Genomic DNA, 22,426 nt, shown 5'->3' with positions numbered 1-22,426 from the left:
CTAGATGCGGTATTTGGCGCGTATACAAGCGCGTGCGCCCGCTCTGGTCCATAGCGGACACGTTACCGATATGTCATGCAGCAAGGCGCAGCCACCGGCCAGGTCGGCGCCCTGCGAGGAGACCGCCATGAAATTCTGGCGCATGAACGGGGCGGGCAACGCCTTCATCCTCATCGATGCCCGCGGAGACGGCGCTAAGGGCCGCCTCGCGCCCTCGCCCGCTTCTGTTGCTGATCTGGCGTCACGCCAGCCCTTCGACCAGCTTCTGGCGCTGGAAGACGATGACGGCGCTGATGCGCGCCTGCGGGTGTGGAACCGCGACGGCGGCGAGGTGAGCGCCTGCGGCAACGGCGCCCGCGCCGCATCCTGGCTGATGTTTCAAGACAGGGGCAAGGACACGCTACGCCTCGCCTCCTGCGGCGGAGATTTGAATGCGCGCCGGGTGGATGCAGACGGCGCGGAAGTGGATCTGGGTCCGGCGCGGCTGGGCTGGCGCGAAATTCCGCTGGCCCGCGAGATGGACACGGTGCGCCTTGATTACAGCGTCGACCTTCCCGCCGGCGGTTCGCTGACGGGTCCGGGCGCGGTCTCCATGGGCAATCCCCACGCGGTGTTCTTCGTGGACGATGTAGAGGCGCTGGCGCTGGACGTGATCGGCCCGAAGGTCGAGCGGGATCCGCTGTTTCCAGACCGCGTCAACGCCGGATTCGCTCAGGTTCGCGGGCCGGGCGATATCCGCCTGAGGGTGTTCGAGCGCGGCGCAGGGCTGACGAAAGCCTGCGGCACCGGAGCAGCGGCCGCACTGGTGGCCGCCTGCCGTCAGGGCCGCACCGGGCGCGAGGCCGAAATCGAGGCCGATGGCGGCGCATTACCGGTGCGCTGGGATGATCGCGGTCATGTCCATCTGTCCGGCCCGGTGGAGCTGGAGGGCGCCTATTCCCCCCCAGACGAGGTCGAGGCGGCTTTCACACCGCGCTGATATGGGCGCTGATATGAGCGCTGATCGGGGCGCCGGCCGGGCACCGGATTAAGCCGCCCCTAGCGGCACAAGGCTTCAGCCGCGTCCAGCGCCGCGCTGACGCCCGACAGCGAGAACTCGTAGACCGTCGCGGTGCCGCGCGCCGAGACCGCGTCGACGCGCATGGTGGAGCCGCGCCGCATGGCGCGCACCAGCTGGTCCTCGTCCCCGGCCTCTTCCAGGAAGCCTTCCTGATCGGACACGAACATCGTGTAGAGATCCGAGCCGACGCGGGCGCGGGGCGGGCTTTCAGGCTTCAGCGGATAGCCGGCCAGGAAGTTCGGCTGCTCACTCGCCGAGCCGTCCGCCCAGGTGGAGACCAGGAAGAACACGTCTCCATGCTCCACATTGCCCGGCAGGGACTCGCTGGGCTGGCTGAGCGCGTAGCAGATTTTCGCCGATCCCTCCCCGCGGGTGAAGACCCGCCAGTCGGTGTGAGCGCCGCGAAACACGGGTTCGGGCGAGCTCTGGGCGATAGCGCTCCCGGCGCTGGTGAGGACGCTGGCGCCGCCCAGGAGGGCGGCGAAGGCGGCGAGGCCCGGGAGACTGGCGACGGCGTAGCGCATGAACACTCTCCAGCTTGTTGCGTTATTCAAATTCGGTCCGCGCCAGGCGGTGCGCAAGCTTTGACTGCGGCGCCACGCCGCTGGCGCGGCTCAAGGCGGAACGGTAAAGCAGGGCGCGATGGCGGATTGATGGCGCTGAGGTTGATCGGTCACGTTCAGTCTGTGACATTGTCCGAAAGATATTAAAAGGTGGGTGTCTTGCCCGACGCATCGGCCGATTCAGAGACTGTGATCGACCGTGACGCGCTTGACGGGCTGGTGGAGGCGTGTGCGCGCCGGGACAGAACGGCGTTCGCCTCGCTGTTTCATTTCTACGCCCCGCGGGTCAAAGCCTATCTTCTGCGCCTGAACGCGCAGGACAGCCTGGCTGAGGAACTCGCACAGGAAGTGATGCTCACCGTGTGGCGCAAGGCCGACACGTTTGATCGCAGTCAGGCCTCAGCCTCAACCTGGATTTTCCGCATCGCGCGCAACCGCCGCATTGATGCGGCCCGGCGTGCGGCGCGGCCCGATCTGGACGCCGACGATCCCGCGCTGCTGCCGCCGGAGATGACCGCGCCGGACGACGCAGCCCACGCCAGCGCGCGCGAAGCCCATGTGCGCGAGGCGCTGGCCGATCTGCCAGAAGAGCAGGTGGCGCTTCTGCGCATGGCGTTTTTCGACGGCCTCTCGCACCGCGACATCGCCGACCGGGTGGGCGTGCCGCTGGGCACGGTGAAGTCGCGCCTGCGGCTCGCCTTCGACAAGCTGAGGAAGCGCCTGAACCGCGAAGCGCTGTGACGCATTCGGTTTGCTGATTATCCCTTAATCGCATTCAGCGAATAAATATTTACTGAGGCGCCTTGAAGCCGGGCGCTATTGAGCGATATGGCGACGTGGGACAGACGTGCAGTCAATGCGCGCAGACGGAAAACGACATAATCGCCATGACAAATCATCCGCTCGGAGACGAGCTCTACGCCGCTTACGCCTCGGGCGCCCTGTCCGGGCCCATGCGCTTGCTCATCGACGCCCAGGCGGGCGTCTCGCCGCAAATCGCGCGGGAGCGCGACGCGGCGGAGGCCGTTGCAGGGTTGATGCTGGACAGCGTCGCCCCCGCCGCCATGGGCAAGCAGCGTCTGGCCGAGATCTTCGCCGTCATCGACGCCGAGGAAGCCGGCGTCGGCGAGGCCGCCACGTTCAGACCGGGGGCAGCCGACGCTGCGTCCAGCAAGGCCGCCAAAGCCGCCGGCCAGGCCATTGAAGAACTTCTCGCCCTGCCCGACGCCGTGCGGGATCTCGCCCTTGAGCAGGGCGCATGGAGCTTCGCCGGTCCGGGAGTGCGCACCATGGAATTGATGCGCGACGGCGCGGCCAAGGCCGAGCTGATCCGCCTGGAGCCGGGACGCGGCGTGCCGCGCCACGGCCATGACGGGCGTGAGTTCACCCTGGTGCTCACCGGCGCTTTCCATGACGGGCGCGATCGCTATGCGCGCGGCGAGCTGTGCGCCGCCGATCCGTCCACCGAGCACAAGCCTGTAGCCGAACCCGGCGAGGTCTGTATCGCGCTGGCGGTGAGCGACGGCCCGCTGGCCTTCACCGGCCCGCTGGGCTGGGTTCAACGCGCCCTTGGCGCCTAGACGTCCCGGCGGGGCCAGGCGCCCTGCGGCGCCGCGCCGCTTTCCTTTGAGCAGAGGCGCGTTATCCTCTCTGTCATGGCTCGTACCTCCACCCACACCTATGACGTCGCGATCGCCGGAGGCGGTCTCGCCGGGCTGACACTTGCGCTCGCCTTGCACAAGGCGGGGGTATCTGTCTGCATCATTGACGCCTTGCCGCTGGATGCGCGCACCGCGCCGGCCTTTGACGGGCGCGCCTCGGCGCTGTCTTACTCCAGCTTTCGCATGCTGGAGACTGTCGGCGCCGCCGAGCATCTCAAAGGAAACGTCCAGCGCATCGAAGATATCCTGGTGGTGGACGGGCGGCCCTATGACGGGTTGAAGCCGGGCGGGCCGGGTCGCGACCAGCTGCATTTTGATCGCCGCGAGATCAGTCCCGACCCCGACGGCGAGCCGCTGGGCTGGATGGCGGAAAACCGCCACACCCGCATCGCGTTGGCGAAAACCTGTGAAGCCGCCGGTGTTCCGGTACATGCGCCCGAACGCATCACGCGCATGGAGGCTGGCGCGCCGGGGCGCTCGGCATTGGTCACCGAAAGCGGGGCGCGCATCGAGGCCCAGCTGATCGTCGCCTGCGACGGCAAATTCTCAAGGCTGCGCGAGCAAGCGGGCATCCGCACCACCGGGCGCGAATACGCCCAGAAGGGCCTGGTGCTCACCGTCGCCCATGAAAAGCCCCACGAAGGCGTCGCCTATGAATTCTTCATGCCGGGCGGGCCGTTCGCGATCCTGCCGCTGCCTGGAAATCGCGCCAGCCTGGTGTGGACGGAAAAGTCCGCCGTCGCCGATGCGCTGAAAGCGATGGACGACGAGGGTTTCCAGGAAGCGCTGGAGGCGAGGTTTGGTGATTTCCTCGGGGCGGTGAAACCAGACAGCCCGCGCTGGACCTATCCGCTGGGTCTGAAGATCGCCGAGACGTTCATTGGCGACCGGCTGGCGCTGGTGGGCGATTCGGCACGTTCCATCCATCCCATCGCCGGGCAAGGGTTCAATCTGGGTGTTCGCGACGCCGCGGCGCTGGCAGAGGTGATCGTGGAGGCCAAGCGGGCGGGACTGGATCTCGGCGCGCGCGCCTCACTTCAACCCTATGAGCGCTGGCGCAAGACCGACACCACCGCCCTGTCGCTGGGCACGGACCTGTTCAACGCGCTGTTTTCCAACGATCACAGCCTGATCCGCCTGGGCCGCGGCCTCGGCCTGTCGGCGGTGGACAGGATTCCGGCCGCACGGCGCTTCTTCATGCGCACCGCAGGCGGGGCGACCGGCGATCTGCCGGCGCTTTTGCGCGGCGAGGCGTTGCGGGTCTAGACCACCCCGATGCGCGGCGGACCGCCCTTGGCCGCCTCGCTGGGTCCGAAGGCCCGGTCCAGCGTCACCGAGGAGTCCTGGGACAGCTTTATCGCTTCGGTGAGGTGATGCAGCACCTGCATGTTATTGTTCATCACATGCTGGGATTCCGGGCGAAGGTCGCCGGAAATCTTGGTGCAGCGATTGATCACTTCGGCGCGCAGGGCCAGAAGCACCTCTTCCAGCTTGCGTCCGCCGGGATTGTCGTCAGAGATCAGAAAACGGGTCATCGCCGCCTCCTTTCCGTACAGTCGTCCAAGCCTTGATACTGGCACAGGCGCGATAATTTTGGGTGAACGCAGCGCGCGTCCCCGCGGCGCTTCGCCCTGAACCCGACCTGGCCCCGCCTTGAACCCGCAGCGTACAAGGCCCAACTTGATCCACAACAAACCAATGAGGATGACGCCATGACCGATGTGATCGGCGCAAAAGCGCTGTGCGACGAGCTTAGCGGATGGGCCAAGGTCGAGGGAGAGCGCGACGCGGTGCGCAAGGTCTTCAAATTCTCCGACTTCAAGACCGCGTTCGGCTTCATGACCACGGTGGCGCTGAAAGCCGAGCAGATTGATCACCATCCTGAATGGTTCAATGTCTACAACACGGTGGATGTGACGCTCTCCACCCATGACGCCGGCGGCGTCACGGGCAAGGATCTTGAACTGGCCAGATTCATGGACGGCGCGGCGGACTGAGCCCTGCCGGAGCTGCGTGCGGGAGTTAGCTGGCGCTGATCAGGACGGTGTCCAGCAAGACCTGCGCCCGGCCAGGACCGATAAGCCGGTCGGTGTCCTCCTGCAGGAGTTGCGCGAGCCGATCAAGATCGGGCACCTCGCCCCAGCGATACATCCGCCCGGCATAGATCAGCAGGGTTTCCGAATAGGCGGCGCGCAACCATAGCCGCCGCTGTTCGATCATCCGGCGGGAGTCGCGTTCGGGCGCGTCCAGGGAGAAGGCGACCTCCAGCGTCGCCCGCGAGCCTGAGCGGCGATCCACCAGAAGGGCGGTGCGCATGGAATCCATGCGCATATAGCTTTGCACGCCCTCACCCACGAGAACGCGGCCCATGGGGCCGGTAGCCGGCGCAGGCTCCGGGCCGGCCGCCGCCGGAGCGGAGTTCGCGGCGGCCGCGCCGGCGAGCGCAAGCGCCGCACCGACAGCCAACGCGGACCGCAGAAAGTGTGTCGTCCAGGTCGTCATTAACAAGAGTGTGGCGCCATCGGGTAAAAAAACTGTTGGCGCGCCTTGTAGGCCCGGCCGGGTCCCATACTTTGTGGGACTAGTTTAAAACCTGGAGACCGCCATGATCAGGCCCCGCCTCGCCGCTTCCGTCGCCGCAGCGCTCGCCGCCGGCCTTTGCGCGAGCCCCGCCGCGCTCAGCCAGGCGGCGGCCCAAGGCGCCGAGCCTCCAGTCCTCACCCAGTTCGCATCGGGCGGCGCGGCTTTCCTGCCCGACTATGCCGGGTCTGATGATTACCGCGTCATCCCTTTCGGCGCCCTTCGGGTGGAATGGGGCGATGTGGTGCTCCGCACCGACGGCCCGGGCCTGGCCGCCGAGCTTTACGAGGCCGGACCGCTCACCGCCGGCGTCTATGGCCGCTGGTCAGGCGGGCGCGATGACGTGGAGGACGCGGTCGTCTCGCGCCTAGCGGACGTGGACAACTCCATTTTCACCGGCGTGTTCGCCGATTACGAGCTGGCGGAAAATATTCTGTCTCCAGTGGACCGGCTCACGGTGGGCGGAAAGCTTGGCGTGGATGCGCTGGGCACGGTGGAGGGCCTGGCCTGGAGCGGCTCGCTCACCTATGCCGGCGCGGTGTCGCGCAAGAGCTTCTTCGCACTGTCGGCCTCGGTTTCGGGTTTTTCCGATGATTACGCGGACACCCTCTTCTCCGTCGACGCCGCAGGCGCTCTGGCGTCCGGCCTTCCGGTCTACACCGCCGGCGGCGGCGTACAGGATGTCGGCGTCACCGCAATCTACACCCACGGCTTCACAGAGCTCTGGTCGGTGACCACGATCCTGGGCGCCTCGCGCCTTGTGGGCGATTTCGCCGACAGCCCGCTGGTGTCCCTACGCGGCGACGAAAACCAGTATTTCGCAGGCCTCGCCTTCGGCCGCCGCTTCTAGCAAACACCCCAGCCGCTACGCCGGCGCGACCCTGAAAAGGTCGCGGCGGCGGTTTCTCCGGGCGGCGGATTCACGATTGAATGCGGCCGGCCAGATCGCGGTCACGCGCGTCATCTTAGCGCGTTCGATCCGCCGACCGCAGCGGGATGGGTAGCCTGTGAAGCAGAGGATATGCTTTCGTTTTTTCGGTCCGCTTGGTCGGGCCATGGTCACGTCAATACCATTGACGCGGACCAGAGCGCTTTGTCGAAATACCGATCTTGCAGTACGCGGGTCATAGAGCCGGACATGCGATAATGTAACAGAGTCTCTGCCCTTGCCGCCCGGCGCGCGCGTCGTACGCGACTTCGTGTCGGAGCAAAAGGCTGAGCGCCTTCTCGCGGCGATGGACGCAGCCGCACGCGTGCGTGAGGGGCGCCGTGAGTTTGAGAGCCCACGACGCCCCATGAGCGACTTACAGCATGCCTTCGCAGTCTTTCTCCTGATAGAGTTCGTACAGCCAATCCTGCCTCTCTTCTGCAGCCTCGAGCGCCCTTTCGGCGCCGACATAGTTTCCAACCGCCGCAGGCCAGAAGAACAGCACCGCCGCGACATTGGCGGTATTCACGCCCTGATCTCCTTGAGCGTCGTCAACAACGCGCTCGATCTCGCGAAACTCACGCTGAATCTCGTCACACGACATGCTCATATCGCCAGGTTGGCGAATGGTGACGCGTTCTGACGTGGTGCAGGCCCCTACAAGCAGGCCGCCGAGCGCAATCGAAACGATAATTCCAGTTTTCATGTTTTCCCCGCATAGGTTTGAGTGAGGTTGTCACCTTACCGGGGGGTAGCCGCTGATCAATCTATTTCAGAATTAAACGAGGCGTGGTTGGAAAAGGGACCCGCAGTACAACCCTTTGCAACATGAGGGGCCGTGTCGGGGAGGGGGTTATTGGAAATGTATCGCGCGCGCGTAATGCTCCCGAAACCAGGCGATCAAGCGGGCGAGCTAGGCGATAGTGGATTTATGGATACCTTGCTCCCGTCCGGCGCCCGCCTAATCGATGATTTTGTCGACCCTCGTGAAGCCCAGTTCTTGCTGACGGCCATTGATGCCGAGGTGTGGCGCTCTGACCTAAAGCGGCGGGTCCAGCAGTATGGCTGGCTCTATGACTATCGCGCTAGGGCGGTGTCACCGGACATGGATTTGGGGCCGCTTCCCAGCTGGGTGACCGAGTTCGCGGAGCGTGTCGGTCAAGATGGTGAATTCGGCGCCACACCCGACCAAGTCATCGTGAACGAATACCTGCCTGGGCAAGGCATATCCGCCCATGTCGATTGCGAGCCGTGCTTCGGGCCAGCGGTCGCTTCGCTCAGTCTTGGAGGCGAGGTCGAAATGGTCTTCAGAGAGCGCGCAACCGGGGAACACCGCAGCGTCATCCTCGAGCCGTTAATGCTCCTGATCCTGTCTGGCGAGGCGCGCTATAACTGGACACACGAGATCCCGGCGCGCAAATCCGACATGATCGAGGGAACGCGCAAGCCGAGAAAACGCCGCGTGTCGCTGACCTTCCGGACTGTGAAGATTTAGACGCGCGGGCTGTGGAAATGGTCGAGCCGGAGCGATGTCACTTCGAACCCAACGGGTTCGCAAGGACGACCGTCCGCCCGCACCCCGGGCCGCGTCCGGGGGAGGAGCGAAAGCCCGGACGGGCTTGAGCATCAGGAAAAAATGGTGGAGCCGAGGGGAATCGAACCCCTGACCTCGTCATTGCGAACGACGCGCTCTCCCAACTGAGCTACGGCCCCGATCCGTGGGAAGCGTGGAGGTACGCGCGCGCGCCAGCGCTGTCAAGCTGGCTCGCTGCGAGCCGGGCGCGCGAAAAACGAGCCTTGCCGGGAGGGGCCGGCGCAGTGAATATCCCATGATGGGATCAACCTTTTCCATGCATGGATTCATGCCGCACGGGATGTGTTATCTCTGGCGGCCTGACCTGTTGTGGCTGCACGTGGGCTCCGACGCCGTGATTGCGCTGAGCTATTTCTCTATTCCCGCCGCAATGGCCGTTTTCACCACGCGCCGGCCGGACCTGGCCTACCGGCCCGTGGTGTGGCTGTTCACAGCCTTCATCGTGCTTTGCGGGATGACCCACGCCTTCTCCATCTGGACAGTGTGGACCCCGCATTATTACGCGGCGGGCCTGTTGAAGGCGGCGACCGCGCTCGCTTCGCTGGCCACCGCGATTGCGCTCTGGCCGCTGCTCCCGCGCGCCCTCACCTTGCCCTCCAGGGGCGATCTGACGGCGAAGAACGAGGCGCTGGAGCAGGAAATTGTTCGCCGCGCCGACGCCGAAACCCAGCTCACCGCCCTCGCCGCCCAGCTGGAGCGCCGGGTCGAGCAGCGCACCGGAGAGCTGGAACGCGCCAACGCAGCGCTCAATCAGTTCGCCACCACCGCCAGCCATGACCTTCGTGCGCCCCTGCGCCATATCGGTTTGTTCGCCGAGCTCATCGAGCGCGACGAAGCGGCGCTCAGCGACAAGGGCCGCGACTATCTGGGGCGCATCACCGAGTCCACCGACCGGCTTCAAACCCTGGTGACCGCGCTTTTGACCTACGCCAAGCTGGTGAACACGCCGCCTCAGACCCGGCCCACGGACCTTGAGGAGGTGGCCCGGGCGGCGATCGAGGCCCGCGCCCCTGAAATACAGGCCGCCGGCGCTGCGATGACGCTGAACGCCCTGCCACGCGCCCAGGCCGACGCGGTTCTGATCGAACGGGTGTTCGACAATCTCATCGCCAACGCTCTGAAATATCATGACGGCGCCGCGCCTCCGGAGATCATTATAACGGGGCGCGAGGACGGCTCGAACGCTGTGATCACGGTCACCGACAACGGTCCTGGCGTACCCGCCGAGCACGCCGAGCGCGCCTTCGACATGCTCACCCGGCTGGAGACCAACGGGGCGGACGGGGCCGGCGTGGGTCTTGCCTTTTGCCGGACCATCGTGGAAAGCCACGGCGGAACCATCCGCCTGGACACCGATCATCGCGGCGGGGCGCGCTTCGTCTTCACCCTGCCGCTCATTTAAGGCCCGCGCCCGCCATGCGCCGGTTCGCCTTGCCAGAGCGCCTCGTGCGCGGATAGACAGAGGCCGCAACGGCAACAGGAGCGCCCATGTCCTTCGGTCAGGCGATCATCGTATATTTCATCGTTCCCGTCCTCGACCTGCTGGTGATCCTGCTGGTCGTGAACATCATTCTTAGCTGGCTGATCGCCTTCAACGTGGTCAATGCGCGCAACCAGTTCGTCGCCATGGTGTGGCGCTTTTCCAGCGCGCTGCTGGATCCCTTCCTCAATCCGCTGCGGCGGGTGATTCCCAATCTGGGCGGGCTGGATCTGTCGCCGATCGTCTTCTTCCTCGTGGTCCAGTTCGTGCGCAACTGGCTCTTGATGCAGCAAATATATCCGATGCTTGGCTGATCCTTGCAGGGGCGGATGCGCGTTGCCGGCGAAACGGCTCGGTCGCGCTGGATCTTCGGCGCCGGTGAGCGCCGGCGCCGCCTCTCGTGACACGTCCCTCGACCGGAGCGGTGATGCTTCAGGCGGCCCGCTTGACGCGCTCGACGCGCTGGTGCACGAGGCGCGCTCATGAGCGACATTCTGAAAAAACACGAGTCCGGTTCGATCCTGATCGACGGCAAGGCCGGCGCCGAGCGGGTGGACGCCGCCGCCCGCGCCGGCGCCGCGGAGCTGACCGCGCAGCTGGGGCGCGCGCCCTGCCTCGCCGTGGTTCTGGTGGGCGAGGATGCGGCCAGCCAGGTCTATGTCCGCAATAAAGTGCGCCGCACCGAAGCCGCCGGCATGACCAGCGTGGAACACCGGCTTTCCGCCGAGACGAGCCAGGCTGAGATCATCACCCTGGTGGAACGGCTGAACGGCGACGACGGCGTTGACGGAATTCTCGTCCAGCTGCCTTTGCCCGCCCATGTGGACGCCAACGCCGTGGTGGAGACGATCCATCCGACCAAGGATGTGGACGGGCTCACCACCGCGAGCGCCGGCGCCCTGGTTCAGGGCGCGCCGGGCCTTCGCCCCTGCACCCCGTCGGGCTGCGTGTGGCTGGCCCGCCAGGCGCTGGGCGACCTCACCGGCAAATCGGTGGTGGTGATCGGGCGGTCGATTCTGGTGGGCAAGCCGGCCGCACTCCTCTTCCTGGAGCAGAACTGCACCGTCACGCTGGCCCATTCGCGAACTCGCGATCTGGCCGGCGTCTGCGCCCAGGCCGACATTCTGGTGCCCGCCGTGGGCCGGCCGAACATGGTCAAGCCCGACTGGGTCAAGCCGGGCGCGGCGGTGATCGATGTGGGCATCAACCGGATTGATGGCGAGGACGGCAAGACTCGCCTGACAGGCGACGCAGACCTTGAAGCGCTTCTGGGCCACGCGGGTCACATCACACCCGTTCCCGGAGGAGTCGGGCCGATGACCATCGCCATGCTTCTGGTGAATACGCTCATCGCGGCGGCGCGGCGGGCCGGGCTGGAAACGCCGTGCGCACTCACTAATGTGACCGAATGTTAACCTTGCTGTAACCGGCCCCGCGCTAGCCAAGAGTAAGTGATACGAGGCGCGCCATGATCCGCGAACTTACCGTTCTTCATGTGGAAGACGACTTCGCCGATGCGATGTTGTTTCAGCATGCCCTGAACGACGCCGGAGACGGCTCCATCAATTTCGAAATGGAAGTGGCCCGAACACTTCGCGATGCTAGGTTGAAGCTTGCACGCAGGCGTTATGATTTCATCATCGCCGATCTGCGGCTTCCCGATTCGCGCGATCCCAATGACACGGTCTCGCTGATCAAGCGCCACGCCCAAGGGGCGCCGATCGTGGTCCTCACCGGGTCTGCGCGCGTGGACGAGGAGCGAATCGGCGCCGGCGTGATCGTGCTGGACAAGAATTCCTATTTTCACAATCGCGACGACAGCAAAAGCCGCGCCCTTCTGCGCAAGGTCCTTGAGGCGACCGAGACCTCGCCGGCGCCTGTGTCGGCCGGATTCGCGAACGACCAAGACGACGACGATACGCTGATGCTTTAGGTCCGGCGCGCCGCCGCCAGCCCCTGGCGGACCGCGGCGCCCGGCCTAGATCGCGCTCCATGACCGTCTCACTCTCATCCCTTCCGCAAGGCTATCGCGCCCTTGTTTTCGGCGCCACGGGCGGCGTCGGCGCGGCGCTTACAGGCGCATTGCGCCGCGATCCGCGCTGCGGCGGAGTCTTTGCGGCCTCGCGCAGCGGTCGCTCGGTCGCCGGAGCAACCGGGCTCGCCTTTCATCTTGAAGATCCTTCGACGATCGAGGCCGCCGTGCGCTCGGCCCGTGGCGACGGGGCGCTTCACCTGGTCATCGCGGCCACCGGCGCCCTGCATGGCGAGGCGGGGCTTGAGCCTGAAAAATCCTGGCGGCATCTGGACGCGGACCGCCTGGCAGAGGCGTTTCGGGTCAACACGATTCTTCCCGCCCTGATCGCGCGCCACGCGCTCGGGGCGCTGGCGCGCGGATCAAAGGACGCCCCGGAGAAGGCGGTGTTCGCCGCCCTGTCGGCGCGGGTCGGCTCGATCTCGGACAATCGTCTGGGCGGATGGTACGGTTATCGCGCCTCCAAGGCGGCGCTCAATCAGATCATCCGCACCCTCGCCATCGAGCTGGCGCGCAAGGCGCCCCACGCGGTCTGCGCCGGGCTGCATCCGGGCACGGTGGACACAGGCCTGTCGCAGCCCTTCCAGGGCAATGTCCCCGAGGGCAAACTGTTCACACCCGACTTTTCAGCCGGACGCCTGCTCACCGTCATGGACAGCCTTGGGCCGCAGGACAGCGGCAAGTGCTTTGACTGGGCCGGTAAAGAGATCGCGCCGTGAGCCTGGACCTCACCGATCCGCCCCGCGCCGTCCTGGATATCCTGACGCGGGCGGCGAACGAGAAGAAATCGCCCTGGCGCTGGCCGGTGCTGGCGACGAAGGGCGGCGCCTATCCCGGCGCCCGCATGCTCGTGGTGCGCGCCTTTAACCGCGCCGCGCTGGAGATCGAGCTGCACACCGATGCGCGCTCGGCCAAGCTTGACGAGCTGCAGGCCGCGCCGGCGTGTGCGCTGTTGTTTTTCGACAAAGGTTCCATGGTGCAGCTGCGGGTGGACGGACGCGCCCGGATTCTGCACGGCGAGGCGCGCGACGCCGCCTTCGCCCGTGCGCCGCAGGGTTCGATGGATGATTATCGCGGGCGCGCGCCCGGCGATGATCCGGACGCGCCGGCGTCAGCGCCGAGCCCAGATGCGGCTGCGAATTTCGCCGCAATCAGCATCCGCATGGAACGCGCCGACCTGCTGGTCATCGCACGCGGCGGACATGAACGGCGCTTTGTGGATTTCACAGCCGACCCGCCTGCCTGGCGCCGGGCGGAGCCCTGAGACGCGGCGGCCCTTCGGATCATGCTTTCAAGGCCTTGCAATCGCCGGGTCTTGCATTCATCGGGCCGGCGCGATGAACTTGCGCTTTGTTGCAAGAAAGGGAGGCGCCAATGTCCAACCATGTGGATCCCACTCGGAACAGTTTTGACGCATTCAAGGCGCTGCCGCGCGACGAGCCGGTGGAGATGCTCAATCTACTGCGCCTGCGCGACCGGGCGGTGTACGCCGACGGGCGCGACGCGAGCGGGTATGAGGCTTATCGCGCCTATGGCGAGGCGTCCGGACCGATCTTCAGGCGCGTGGGCGGCAAGATCATCTGGCGCGGTCAGCCGCGCGGCGTGCTGATCGGTCCGGGCGACGAGACCTGGGATCTGGCCTTCATCGCGGCCTATCCCAGCGCCGCGGCCTTTCTGGAGATGGTCACCGACACGGTCTATCAGGCCGACGCCGTGCCCCACCGCGTCGCGGCGGTTCTGGACAGCCGGCTGATCCGAAACAAGCCTCAGGAAACAGGCGACGCGTTCGGCTAGGCCTTCCGCGCGGTGGCCTCGCGGGTCTCAGTCACGCTGGTCTCGGGCACGCCGGTCTCGGGCACGCCGGGGGCCGCCAGCAGGGCGGCGCAGGTCGCGATCAGCGTTTCACGGTCCACGGGCTTGGCCACATAGGCGTCCATGCCCGCCGCCTTGTAGCGCGCCGCATCGCCTGAGAGCGCGTCGGCGGTCAGGGCGATCACCGGCGCCGATCCACCCGGCAGGGCGCGCAAGCGGTGCAGCGTCTCCACCCCGCCAAGGCCGGGCATGTGCACATCCAGCAGCACCAGATCGAACACCGCGCCGGTGAAGGCGTCAATCGCGGCCAGACCGCTCTCGGCCTCGGTGATCACGGCGCCGGCGGGCTCCAGGAAGCAGCGCGCCACCAGTCGGTTGACCTCGTTGTCGTCCACGAGCAGCACGCGCGCGCCGTCCAGCCGGCCGGCGGTCTGCGATTGCTGGCCGCTTGGGTCCAGGTACGCCTCCCCGGCCCGCACGCTCACCGTGAAGCAGGAGCCTTCGCCCGGCGAAGAGCGCAGCGACAAATCTCCACCCATGGCCTGGGCGAGTTCGCGCGCGATCACCAGTCCCAGCCCTGCGCCGCCATGCTTGCGCGCCGCAGACGCATCGACCTGGCTGAATCGTTGGAAAAGCCGCGCCTGATCAGCAGCGCTGATGCCGCAGCCGGTGTCGGAAACCGCGATCTCCAGGCGCCAGCCTGCGCCGGACTCTCCATGGGCGCGCGCATCCACATGTACGCCGCCGGTTTCAGTGAACTTCACCGCATTGGCCACGAGATTGCTCACCACCTGGCGCAGGCGCACCGGATCTGCGGCCACATGGGCGGGCAGTCCGGCGGTGTCGCAGGTGATGGACAGGCCTTTCTGGGCCGCGGAAGCCTCGAACAGCGCGCAGACATCGCTGATCACGGCGCCCGGATCCAGCGGCTCGGCGACCAGGCGAAGCTGGCCGGCCTCAATGCGCGAGAGATCCAGCACATCATTGAGAACCCCAAGAAGATGGCGGCCGGACCGCACGATGATCTCCGCCTTCTCGGCCTGGGCCGGGGCGAGACCCTCCAGAGACAGGGCCTGGGCCATGCCCAGAACGCCGTTCAACGGCGTGCGCAGTTCATGGCTCATATTGGCCAGGAACGCCGATTTCGCCTCGCTGGCGGCTTCGGCGGCCTTCAGCGCGCGCTTGAGTTCTTCGGCCAAGGTGTCGGAATCGTCGGCCAGGTCGGCCACGGCGATGTACTGGGCCGTCGCCGACACCAGCGAGACTTCCTCCGGCGTCCATTGGCGGTCGCCGCCCACATGCTCGCAGCACACCACCCCGCGCACCCGGCGTCCGGCGAGGATCGGCGCATCAATCAGCGCTCCGACGCCGGTGGGGCGAAGATAGATGTCGGTGAACGCACTCGTCGCCGGATCTTCCTCGGCGCGGGCCACATTGATCACCCGGCCCGCCTCGATGGCGTCGAAATAAGCCGGGTTCAAAGACCGCTCCAGGCGGACGCCGCGCTCATGGGCGCCAGTGCGCACATCAAACAGGGAGACGCACTCCATCGCCGCCCCGTCCTCGGCCAGGCGCCAGACGCTGACGCGAGCGGCGCCGGCCAGCTGGCTGACGCGGCGCACCGCCTCGTCCACAAGGCGCGGCAGATCCCAGCGCTCCTCGATATGCAGACGGGCGAGCGCCTCAAGCCCGGCGTTGAACTGGCGCGACCGCTCGAGGGCGGTCTGCAGCTCCGCCTCGGCGCGCTCGCGGGCGGCGGACTCCTGATCAATCCGGCGCAACAGCGGCAGCCAGCGAAAAAGACCCGCCCCGATGATCACAAAGGCGAGCGCGTAAAGCCCGTACGCCGCGCCCTCGCTGGCCGGCCCGAACAGGCGTTCAACGAGCGCTGTCCCGCCCGGCGCGTGTTCGGCGCTGTCGACCGTCGCGGCCAGCATCAAGACGATGAGGCCGGCGAGGAGCTGATTCGCGCGGCGGCGCGCCCGGCCGAGCCGACGGGTCGCGGACCAGGACATCACCACCATCGCCACGGATATGGTGAAGACCGTGAGATCGCCGATCAAATTCATAAGCGCCCCCGCTTGAACGGCTTCAGCCTGCACCGCTTTAGGTAAACAGAGCGTCAGCGCGCCTGGCGCGCCTGCCCGGATTGACCTTGCGAGTTCTGTCCGGCGCTCGATCGCGCATGGGCCTCGGCCTGTGTTTTCAGGAAGGCCAGGGTCGCGGCGTGGTCCACGGGCCGGCACAGGCCGAAGCCCTGCGCCATGTCGCAGCCCAGAAGCCGCAGAACATTCAGGCCTTCTTCGTCCTCCACGCCCTCGGCGGTGATCTCCATGCCGAGATTATGGGCCAGATCGATGGTCGATTTCACCAGCAACCGGTCGCGGCCTGAATGGGCGATCTGGTGGATGAAGGAGCGGTCCAGCTTCAGCTCGCGCGCCGGCAGGGTTTTCAGATAGGCCAGGGAAGAGACGCCAGTGCCGTAATCATCAATGGCCAGCTCTATGCCCGCCTCGGTCCACATTTCCAGATTGGCGATGGCGCGCTCGGGATCGGCGATGACGGCGGTCTCGGTGATCTCAAAGCTCACCTTGCCGCGGGCGCGTTCGACGATGTCGGCGGCCAGTCTTGCGAATCCGGCGTCGCCCACAAGGGCGCCGGACATGTTCACCGCCACGACGATGTCATGGCCGGCTGCGGCGAAGCGGGCCTGATCAGCCACCGCGCGCTCCAGCGCCCATTCGGTGAAATCGCGAATACGCCCGGTTTCTTCGGCCGCGGGGATGAACTGATCGGGCGCGATGGCGCCGCGCTCCGGATCGGTCCAGCGGCACAGAGCCTCGGCGCTGTCATAGGCGCCGGTGCGAAGATTGAGCTTGGGCTGATAGTGCAGATCCATGTCGCCATTGCGCGTGGCGGCGATCATGGCGCTCATCAGCGCCAGATTACGCGACGCCTCGCTGGCGTTGCCAGGCCGGAACAGCGTCACCGGATGCTTGGTCTTGCGGCCCTCGCCGATGGCCAGGGCGGCGTGGCGGATCGCCCGGTCGCCATCCTCGTCTATGGCGGCCCCGGCCAGGGCGATCACGTCGATCTCCAGCGCGCCGGACATCACAGTGGTGTTCGCCGCCTGCTGCAGACGCGCCGCGAAGGATTCAAGGGCGCTGCTGTCTGTATCGGCGGTCATGAAGCCCAGCATGCCCGGTGCGATCACGGTGGGCTGCTGGCCGTCGGCGGCGGCGCTCAGCCGGTCGGCGAGGCGGCGCACCAGCTCGGCGGTGGTTTCAAACCCGACCGCCGCGCGCAGATGGGCGAAGCGCTCGATCTCCAGCGCCACGACCCCGTGGGGCGTGCGCCGGTGACCGGCGGCCTCTGCGAAGCGGCGCACCAGAGAAGCGCGGGACGGCAGGCCGGTTTCAGCGTCGGTGTATAGCGCCTTGGCCAGCATGCGCCGGCGCTCCTGCGCCGAGCGATAGCGCACTGCGAAGACGGCCACCAGGGCCAGTGCGATGGCCAGCGCGCCCAGGGCGGCCAACAGGCGCTGGCGGGCGCGGGTTTCCGACAGCACCAGGTTTTGCTGCAGACGCTCGGTGCGCAATTGCTCGATCTCGAGCTCCTGGGCTGCAAAGTCGAACTGGGCGCCAAGCAGAGCGGTGTTCGCTGACGCAGCGACATTGCGCCCCTCGTCGTCCAGGCGCTTGAACGCGCGCAGATGGTCGGCTGCGGCGCGATAATCACCGAGCGCGGTGAAGATGCTCGCCGCCGCCTCGTGGAAATCGACAAAGTGATAGGTGGTTTCATCCAGCGCCACGCCCTCGAACGTGCGCGAGATTTCCGTCACAGCCGTGTCCAGATCACCCTGCCCATAGGAGGCCATGGCCCGAACGCCCCAGAGGAAACGCATCCACTCCGACGAGCCCGCCTCTTCAGCGATCGCCATGGCGACGTCGACGATCAGTTTAGCGTCGGCGTGGCGGTCGAACTGGGTGTAAAGCGCGCCCAGATTGTTGAGGATGCGAACCTGCAAAACCGGACTGTCGATGGTTTCGGCGATGTCTCGCGCGCGCCGGAATTGCTCCAGGGCGTCGGAAAACCGGCCCATTTCGCGATAGGCGTTCGCGAGATTATTCGCCAGCGCCAGATCAATGGACGTATCGCCCGAATACAGCGCCTCAGCGTCGAGATAATAGCCCACGGCGCGCTCATACTCGCGCGCATTCATGTAGATCTCGGCGATTGAATGCAGCGTGATGGACTGACTGCGCGTTTCGCCGATCTCGTCATAGACCTCATGGGCGCGCTGCAGATAGGTGAGCGAGTCTCCGTAATCGCCCAGCCTGGATGTGGCGCGGCCCGCGGCATGGAGCAAATCGGCGTAGAGCTTGTCGGCCTTAGCGGCCGGACCCAGCGACTCCAGGGCGCGCAGGGCGCGCGCCAGCGACTCATCCGACCGGCCGAGGCGAGCCAGCGCTTCAGACTGCAGCCACCAGGCGCGCGCCAGATCGGCCTGACGCTCGGAAGCCGGCTCGGCGTCGGCGACAAAGCCCTCTGCCGCCTCGGCCAGCGCGAGGGCGCCCGCCGGATCGGCCATCATGATCTGGTTGGATCGCTCGACGGCCGCCTGGTAGGAGTCCAGCACCTCGCTGGCCCTGTCAGCCACGGCGCCAGGCGCCTGGACGGCCGCAGCGGGACCGGCCAGGACGAGGCATAGCGCCGTTATCGGCCCCGTTATCAGCGCTTTGACATGCAAACCATTCACCCCGTTCACAGGCGCACTTCACGCGCCTTTGGGGACCAGTGTTCCACAAGGTCGTAAAAATTCAGGTAACCAGCGTTGATTGGATATTTAACTCCTTTCAGTTGTCCAGGCTGAATACCCCAAGGCCCTCAGTTTTCGCTCAATCTTGCCGCCGCGCGGCCCGAAGGCGCGTTTTGTCAGGCCGATTAGCCCAAACGGCTTGTGGGATCGGGTCAAACGAAAGCGGCCGGCGCCAATACAGCGCCGGCCGTCAATCTGAGCCGTCAGCCCCACGCGATAGCCTTTTCAGCGAAAGCAGGCCCCGGTTTGGCGGTTCAATCGGCGACAAGTCAAAGGTTTCGAACGATATAGGTCGATCACAACCGCCTAAAGTCGCTCTAGAAGCGGACGTTGAACCGCACGCCGCCGGCGGCGCCCGCTTCGGTCTCGGCGCGTACGAACAGGCCGTAGGCGCCACGCTCGCCGAAGGCCGGGCCTTCATAGAGCAGCTCTCCGATCAGCCGGCGCTCGCCGTCCAGAGCCCAGCGCTCTTCGTTGAGCCCCAGAGCGCCGGTGGCGCGGTCTGTGACGTTCATCACCGCATAGGTCAGGGCGCCGCTTTCCATGTGCAGCGGCTGGATCAGGCTGGCGCGAAGGCCGCCTTGCGTGCCGAACACGCCGGTGCGGGTGACGCTGACCTGCCAGGCGGTGGACATCGCCGCCTCGCTCAGGGACACCGCCGAGGCGTCAAATCCGGTGGCCGCAGTGCGGCCCAGCGTCGCCGAAACGTCCAGCGTGGTCATGGCGCCAAGAAGAACCTGCGCGTTGAGCGTGGCGGCGTCGGTCGCAGCGCCTCCGCCGAAACCGATCAGGCCTGCACCCTGGGCGCCCAGAAGCGCGTCGCGCTCCATCAGCCGGGTATAGCCCGCGCCGATCGTCACGGTGTCGGTGAGCGAATGGGTCAGAGCGGCGTTGATCGCGGTGGCGGCGTAGGCGTCCACGCCGGCGATCAGGCCGTGCTCCTCACCGGTGAACGGGTCGGTGTATTGGCGCTCGTCATGGGCGCTGGTCACACCGGCGGTGAAGCGGGTGTTCTCGCCCACTGGCGCCGAGGCGGCGAGGTAGGCGCCGCCCGACGCGAAGCCCAGAACCGGGTTCACCCCGCCCGAAAGTGGGCGATAGTCGGCGAACAGGTTGAAGCCCGACTGGCCGGAGAGTGCGAATGCGCCCTCGCCGGCGCCGAATTCAAACCGGCGCCCCGTCACGTCGTTCTCGACCCGCACGCCGGCCTGAAAGTCCAGCGAGTCGGCCGATTGCGTCTCGAGGGGATCAGCCTCGGACGCGAACGCGGTGACCATCATGTCGCCGGAGCGCGCCAGCGGCCGGGTGGATTCAGCCTGGCTGGAGAAAGAGGTCAGGCCGGCGCGGCTCTGCTCGGAGATCCACGCCTCAGCGGCGCCGACCTCGCCCATGTCGCTCTGTTGCAGCTCGGTGATCAGGGTGGACAGCGAAATCTCGAAATCACGATAGGTGTCGTTCACCGCCTCGAACACCGCCAGCCCGCGGTCGCGCTTGGCGCCGCGCCACAGGGCGCCGGCGAGAACACGCATGTTCGCGGTGGAGTGAGCCTGACCGCGAGCATCGAAGAACACAAGGTCGTCGGTGTTCAGAGGCTGCATGGCGGCGCGGATATCCAGAATGCCGCGCCCGAAGACCGCATCCGTGCCCGGCGCGCCGGCGTCGCGGGCGGAGCCCAGCAGAACATCGGCGATGTCGGGACCGTCCAGCCAGTTCCAGCCGCCCTTAACCAGCGCCGCGGCGCCGCTCACCAGCGGCGTGGCGAAGGAGGTGCCGGTCACACGCATCGTGCCGCCCTGACCGTCATCGACCAGCAGCAATTCGCCGGGGGCCGTGATGAACCGGTCCATGAGGCGCTGACCTTCGCCGCACGCGCCCTCAATGGTGAAGCAGGCGTCTCCGGGACGATTGGAGAAGCTGGAAAGATTACCCAGCGGGCTCACCGAACCGACGATGATCAGGTTTTCAACCGACAGGGCGCCGGTCCAGTCGATTTCGGTTTCCTGCGCGACGCCGTCATTACCGGCGGCGAACACGAACAGGGCGTCCTCGCCGTGGCGCAGGACCGCGCGGTCGCTGAACACGTCGCTCCAGCCCTGATCGAACGTGACGCCGGGGACGCCGAGCGACAGGTTCACGATGTCGGATCCCTGACGCGTCAGGCGCCGGATGCCGGTGGTCACGTCGGCCCACCCGGCGGTGAGCGTCTCGTCATAAGGGTTGAAGCTGCGCAGGCGGACATTGGGGGCGACACCCATGGCGCCGGTATAGTCGTGGGGCGCCGCGATGAGGCTCGCCACCGCTTCGCCGTGCAGGACCTGGAAATCGGCGATGGCGTCGCGCCATTCCGGCCCGGAGGCCAGCGTGGTGCGGCGCGTCAGGTCCAGAAGGCCGACGGCGACCCCGCGGCCGCCGTCCACCGATTGCGACAGCGCCGGCGACCAACCCGTGAGCGCCATCCAGTGGTCGGCGTGGTCGGTCCCGGCAAAGCTCATCAACCCGTCATAGAAATCCAGGAAGAAGGCGTCGCGCAGTCCGGCGTCGGCGTCCAGAAGGCTTTCGGGATCGGACAGGTCGAAGCCGTACCGGGCCAGGAGCGCGTCCAGGAAGCCCGCCTCGAAGCTTGAACCGGTCTGTTCGGTGATCGCTGCGCCGAACACCGTCTCGGCCTCACCGAACAGGGTCTCCAGCGCGGTCACCAGATCGCCGAGCCGCTCAGAAGAGCCGGCCTCGTTGATCAGGCCCCAGAAGGGTGAAATCTGGCCCCAGAACGGGCCGATCTCGCCCCAGAACGGAGAGATCTGGCCGTAGAAGGGCGAAATCTGGCCATAGAAGGGTGAGATCTGGCCCCAGAACGCCGACACGTCTCCTTCAAACGGGGAGATCTGACCCCAGAAGGGCGAAATCTGGCCCCAGAACGGTGAGATCTGACCGTAGAAGGGATTCAATTCGCTGTAAAACGGGCTGATCTGGCCCCAGAAGGGTGAGATCTGACCATAGAAGGGGCTGATCTGGCCATAGAACGGGCTGATTTGACCCCAGAGCGGGCTGAACTCGCCAACGACCGGCGAGATCTCGCCACCGAACGGTGAAATCTGACCGTAGAAGGGGCTGATCTGACCGTAGAATGGCGAGATCTGACCATAGAAGGGTGAAATCTGACCGTAGAAGGGGCTGATCTGACCGTAGAAAGGCGAGATCTGGCCGTAGAAGGGTGAAATCTGACCATAGAAGGGGCTGATCTGGCCGTAGAACGGCGAAATCTGACCATAGAATGGGGATATCTGACCGTAGAAAGGGCTGATCTGGCCATAAAACGGGGAGATCTGACCATAGAAAGGGCTGATCTGGCCGTAGAACGGGGAGATCTGACCATAGCTGGGTGATAGCCGGTCGCCGGAGCTCTCGGGCCCGCGCTCAGTCGTGGAAGCGGCCTGAGACTGCAGCGTGATCTGACCATCTTCGGCAGACGCCTCAGCGGCGAAAGCGAGAGACAGAACCGCGGCGATCGCCGAGCCCGACCGAAGAATTTTGCGCATCGTCACCACCCCGAGATAACCCGTGTCAGGCGTATCTAGCACGCCCGCCGCAATAAAGTAAGTAAAAATTAAGGATAATTTGGTGAACACGCCCCAGCGGCGGACCGCCCCGCCTCGCTGGGCGGCCGTGAATACGCCGTATCCGGATGGCCCCCGGAGGGACGGAGCGGGCTTCACGCCCGCTTCGACGGCGGCTGGGGCGGGCTCGGCGCGGCCATGGCGAGGGACCGCTCCGGCGTCGCGGGGCCCGTTGAAGCTTTCAGGACCCTGCGACGGCGGGTTGCAGAGCGCCGGTCCATCCCGCCCGCCACAAGCGCCCGGACCCCACGCCGGAGCGTCTTTGGACAAATCATACCGAAGG

Annotated in this window: 21 protein-coding genes and 1 tRNA gene; 14 read left to right on the top strand and 8 right to left on the bottom strand. The window is 66.2% G+C overall.

What is annotated here, in order from left to right; translation table 11 throughout:
• The first annotated feature begins 127 nt into the window (after nucleotides 1-127).
• Nucleotides 128-979, top strand: a complete 852-nt coding sequence (gene dapF / locus ACWCOP_RS14925; RefSeq protein ID WP_478249127.1) for a diaminopimelate epimerase — start codon at nucleotides 128-130, stop codon at nucleotides 977-979.
• Nucleotides 980-1,038: 59 nt separating this feature from the next.
• Here dapF and ACWCOP_RS14920 read toward each other — a convergent pair whose 3' ends face one another.
• Nucleotides 1,039-1,584, bottom strand: coding sequence for an invasion associated locus B family protein (locus tag ACWCOP_RS14920; protein WP_478249125.1), 546 nt, complete (start codon nucleotides 1,582-1,584; stop codon nucleotides 1,039-1,041).
• A gap of 198 nt (nucleotides 1,585-1,782) precedes the next feature.
• On the opposite strand from ACWCOP_RS14920, the gene ACWCOP_RS14915 reads away from it, so the two are divergent.
• From ACWCOP_RS14915 to ACWCOP_RS14905, 3 genes are all read left to right on the top strand, one after another.
• Entirely contained in the window at nucleotides 1,783-2,364 is a 582-nt protein-coding gene (locus tag ACWCOP_RS14915) for a sigma-70 family RNA polymerase sigma factor (protein ID WP_478249124.1), read from the top strand.
• A gap of 146 nt (nucleotides 2,365-2,510) precedes the next feature.
• Nucleotides 2,511-3,203, top strand: a complete 693-nt coding sequence (locus ACWCOP_RS14910; RefSeq protein WP_478249123.1) for a ChrR family anti-sigma-E factor — start codon at nucleotides 2,511-2,513, stop codon at nucleotides 3,201-3,203.
• A 75-nt stretch (nucleotides 3,204-3,278) separates the two neighbouring features.
• Nucleotides 3,279-4,550: a UbiH/UbiF/VisC/COQ6 family ubiquinone biosynthesis hydroxylase gene (locus tag ACWCOP_RS14905; RefSeq protein ID WP_478249122.1), complete on the top strand. Its 1,272-nt coding sequence runs from the start codon at nucleotides 3,279-3,281 to the stop codon at nucleotides 4,548-4,550.
• On the opposite strand, the gene ACWCOP_RS14900 is transcribed toward ACWCOP_RS14905, so the two are convergent.
• The gene (locus ACWCOP_RS14900) at nucleotides 4,547-4,819 is read right to left on the bottom strand and encodes a histidine kinase (RefSeq protein WP_478249120.1); all 273 of its coding nucleotides are present in this window, start codon (nucleotides 4,817-4,819) and stop codon (nucleotides 4,547-4,549) included. The two genes, ACWCOP_RS14905 and ACWCOP_RS14900, sit on opposite strands and share 4 nt — an antisense overlap.
• Before the next feature lie 177 nt (nucleotides 4,820-4,996).
• Between ACWCOP_RS14900 and ACWCOP_RS14895 the strand changes: the two genes are divergently transcribed.
• Nucleotides 4,997-5,281 (top strand): 4a-hydroxytetrahydrobiopterin dehydratase, encoded by a 285-nt coding sequence (locus ACWCOP_RS14895; RefSeq protein WP_478249118.1) that lies wholly within the window; start codon nucleotides 4,997-4,999, stop codon nucleotides 5,279-5,281.
• Between the two features lie 25 nt (nucleotides 5,282-5,306).
• Here ACWCOP_RS14895 and ACWCOP_RS14890 read toward each other — a convergent pair whose 3' ends face one another.
• On the bottom strand, nucleotides 5,307-5,786 hold the full coding sequence (locus ACWCOP_RS14890; RefSeq protein WP_478249117.1) for a hypothetical protein: 480 nt from the start codon (nucleotides 5,784-5,786) through the stop codon (nucleotides 5,307-5,309).
• 103 nt (nucleotides 5,787-5,889) lie between these two features.
• Here ACWCOP_RS14890 and ACWCOP_RS14885 point away from each other — a divergent pair, with 103 nt between their 5' ends.
• A complete protein-coding gene (locus ACWCOP_RS14885; RefSeq protein ID WP_478249115.1) occupies nucleotides 5,890-6,714 on the top strand; it encodes a MipA/OmpV family protein in 825 nt (274 codons plus the stop codon).
• A 454-nt stretch (nucleotides 6,715-7,168) separates the two neighbouring features.
• On the opposite strand, the gene ACWCOP_RS14880 is transcribed toward ACWCOP_RS14885, so the two are convergent.
• Nucleotides 7,169-7,498, bottom strand: coding sequence for a hypothetical protein (locus tag ACWCOP_RS14880; protein ID WP_478249114.1), 330 nt, complete (start codon nucleotides 7,496-7,498; stop codon nucleotides 7,169-7,171).
• Nucleotides 7,499-7,654: 156 nt separating this feature from the next.
• Here ACWCOP_RS14880 and ACWCOP_RS14875 point away from each other — a divergent pair, with 156 nt between their 5' ends.
• Nucleotides 7,655-8,287, top strand: a complete 633-nt coding sequence (locus ACWCOP_RS14875) for an alpha-ketoglutarate-dependent dioxygenase AlkB (RefSeq protein WP_478250699.1) — start codon at nucleotides 7,655-7,657, stop codon at nucleotides 8,285-8,287.
• Nucleotides 8,288-8,429: 142 nt separating this feature from the next.
• On the opposite strand, the gene ACWCOP_RS14870 is transcribed toward ACWCOP_RS14875, so the two are convergent.
• Nucleotides 8,430-8,505 (bottom strand) — tRNA-Ala (locus ACWCOP_RS14870).
• Between the two features lie 116 nt (nucleotides 8,506-8,621).
• On the opposite strand from ACWCOP_RS14870, the gene ACWCOP_RS14865 reads away from it, so the two are divergent.
• The 7 genes from ACWCOP_RS14865 to ACWCOP_RS14835 all read left to right on the top strand — a co-directional run bounded on the left by ACWCOP_RS14865 (nucleotide 8,622) and on the right by ACWCOP_RS14835 (nucleotide 13,692).
• Nucleotides 8,622-9,788: a sensor histidine kinase gene (locus ACWCOP_RS14865; RefSeq protein ID WP_478249112.1), complete on the top strand. Its 1,167-nt coding sequence runs from the start codon at nucleotides 8,622-8,624 to the stop codon at nucleotides 9,786-9,788.
• An 86-nt stretch (nucleotides 9,789-9,874) separates the two neighbouring features.
• Entirely contained in the window at nucleotides 9,875-10,180 is a 306-nt protein-coding gene (locus ACWCOP_RS14860) for a YggT family protein (RefSeq protein ID WP_478249111.1), read from the top strand.
• A gap of 168 nt (nucleotides 10,181-10,348) precedes the next feature.
• Entirely contained in the window at nucleotides 10,349-11,281 is a 933-nt protein-coding gene (gene folD / locus ACWCOP_RS14855) for a bifunctional methylenetetrahydrofolate dehydrogenase/methenyltetrahydrofolate cyclohydrolase FolD (protein WP_478249109.1), read from the top strand.
• A gap of 53 nt (nucleotides 11,282-11,334) precedes the next feature.
• Nucleotides 11,335-11,799, top strand: coding sequence for a response regulator (locus ACWCOP_RS14850; RefSeq protein WP_478249108.1), 465 nt, complete (start codon nucleotides 11,335-11,337; stop codon nucleotides 11,797-11,799).
• A gap of 59 nt (nucleotides 11,800-11,858) precedes the next feature.
• Complete coding sequence (locus ACWCOP_RS14845) at nucleotides 11,859-12,617, top strand: SDR family NAD(P)-dependent oxidoreductase (protein ID WP_478249107.1); 759 nt, start codon at nucleotides 11,859-11,861, stop codon at nucleotides 12,615-12,617.
• Nucleotides 12,614-13,162: a pyridoxamine 5'-phosphate oxidase family protein gene (locus ACWCOP_RS14840; protein ID WP_478249105.1), complete on the top strand. Its 549-nt coding sequence runs from the start codon at nucleotides 12,614-12,616 to the stop codon at nucleotides 13,160-13,162. Before ACWCOP_RS14845 ends, ACWCOP_RS14840 begins: the two co-directional genes overlap by 4 nt.
• A 110-nt stretch (nucleotides 13,163-13,272) precedes the next feature.
• Nucleotides 13,273-13,692: a DUF1330 domain-containing protein gene (locus tag ACWCOP_RS14835; protein WP_478249104.1), complete on the top strand. Its 420-nt coding sequence runs from the start codon at nucleotides 13,273-13,275 to the stop codon at nucleotides 13,690-13,692.
• Here the strand turns inward: ACWCOP_RS14835 and ACWCOP_RS14830 are convergent.
• The 3 genes from ACWCOP_RS14830 to ACWCOP_RS14820 all read right to left on the bottom strand — a co-directional run bounded on the left by ACWCOP_RS14830 (nucleotide 13,689) and on the right by ACWCOP_RS14820 (nucleotide 22,065).
• Entirely contained in the window at nucleotides 13,689-15,779 is a 2,091-nt protein-coding gene (locus tag ACWCOP_RS14830) for a hybrid sensor histidine kinase/response regulator (RefSeq protein WP_478249102.1), read from the bottom strand. The two genes, ACWCOP_RS14835 and ACWCOP_RS14830, sit on opposite strands and share 4 nt — an antisense overlap.
• Before the next feature lie 53 nt (nucleotides 15,780-15,832).
• The gene (locus ACWCOP_RS14825; RefSeq protein WP_478249101.1) at nucleotides 15,833-18,370 is read right to left on the bottom strand and encodes an EAL domain-containing protein; all 2,538 of its coding nucleotides are present in this window, start codon (nucleotides 18,368-18,370) and stop codon (nucleotides 15,833-15,835) included.
• A gap of 476 nt (nucleotides 18,371-18,846) precedes the next feature.
• Nucleotides 18,847-22,065, bottom strand: coding sequence for a S8 family serine peptidase (locus ACWCOP_RS14820; protein WP_478249099.1), 3,219 nt, complete (start codon nucleotides 22,063-22,065; stop codon nucleotides 18,847-18,849).
• Nucleotides 22,066-22,426 lie beyond the last annotated feature (361 nt).

The sequence above is a fragment of the Apolloniradiicaulis salifontis genome (assembly GCF_053756655.1).
The sequence above is the reverse complement of the archived record's forward strand: the minus strand, read 5'-3'. Positions and strand labels throughout refer to the sequence as shown.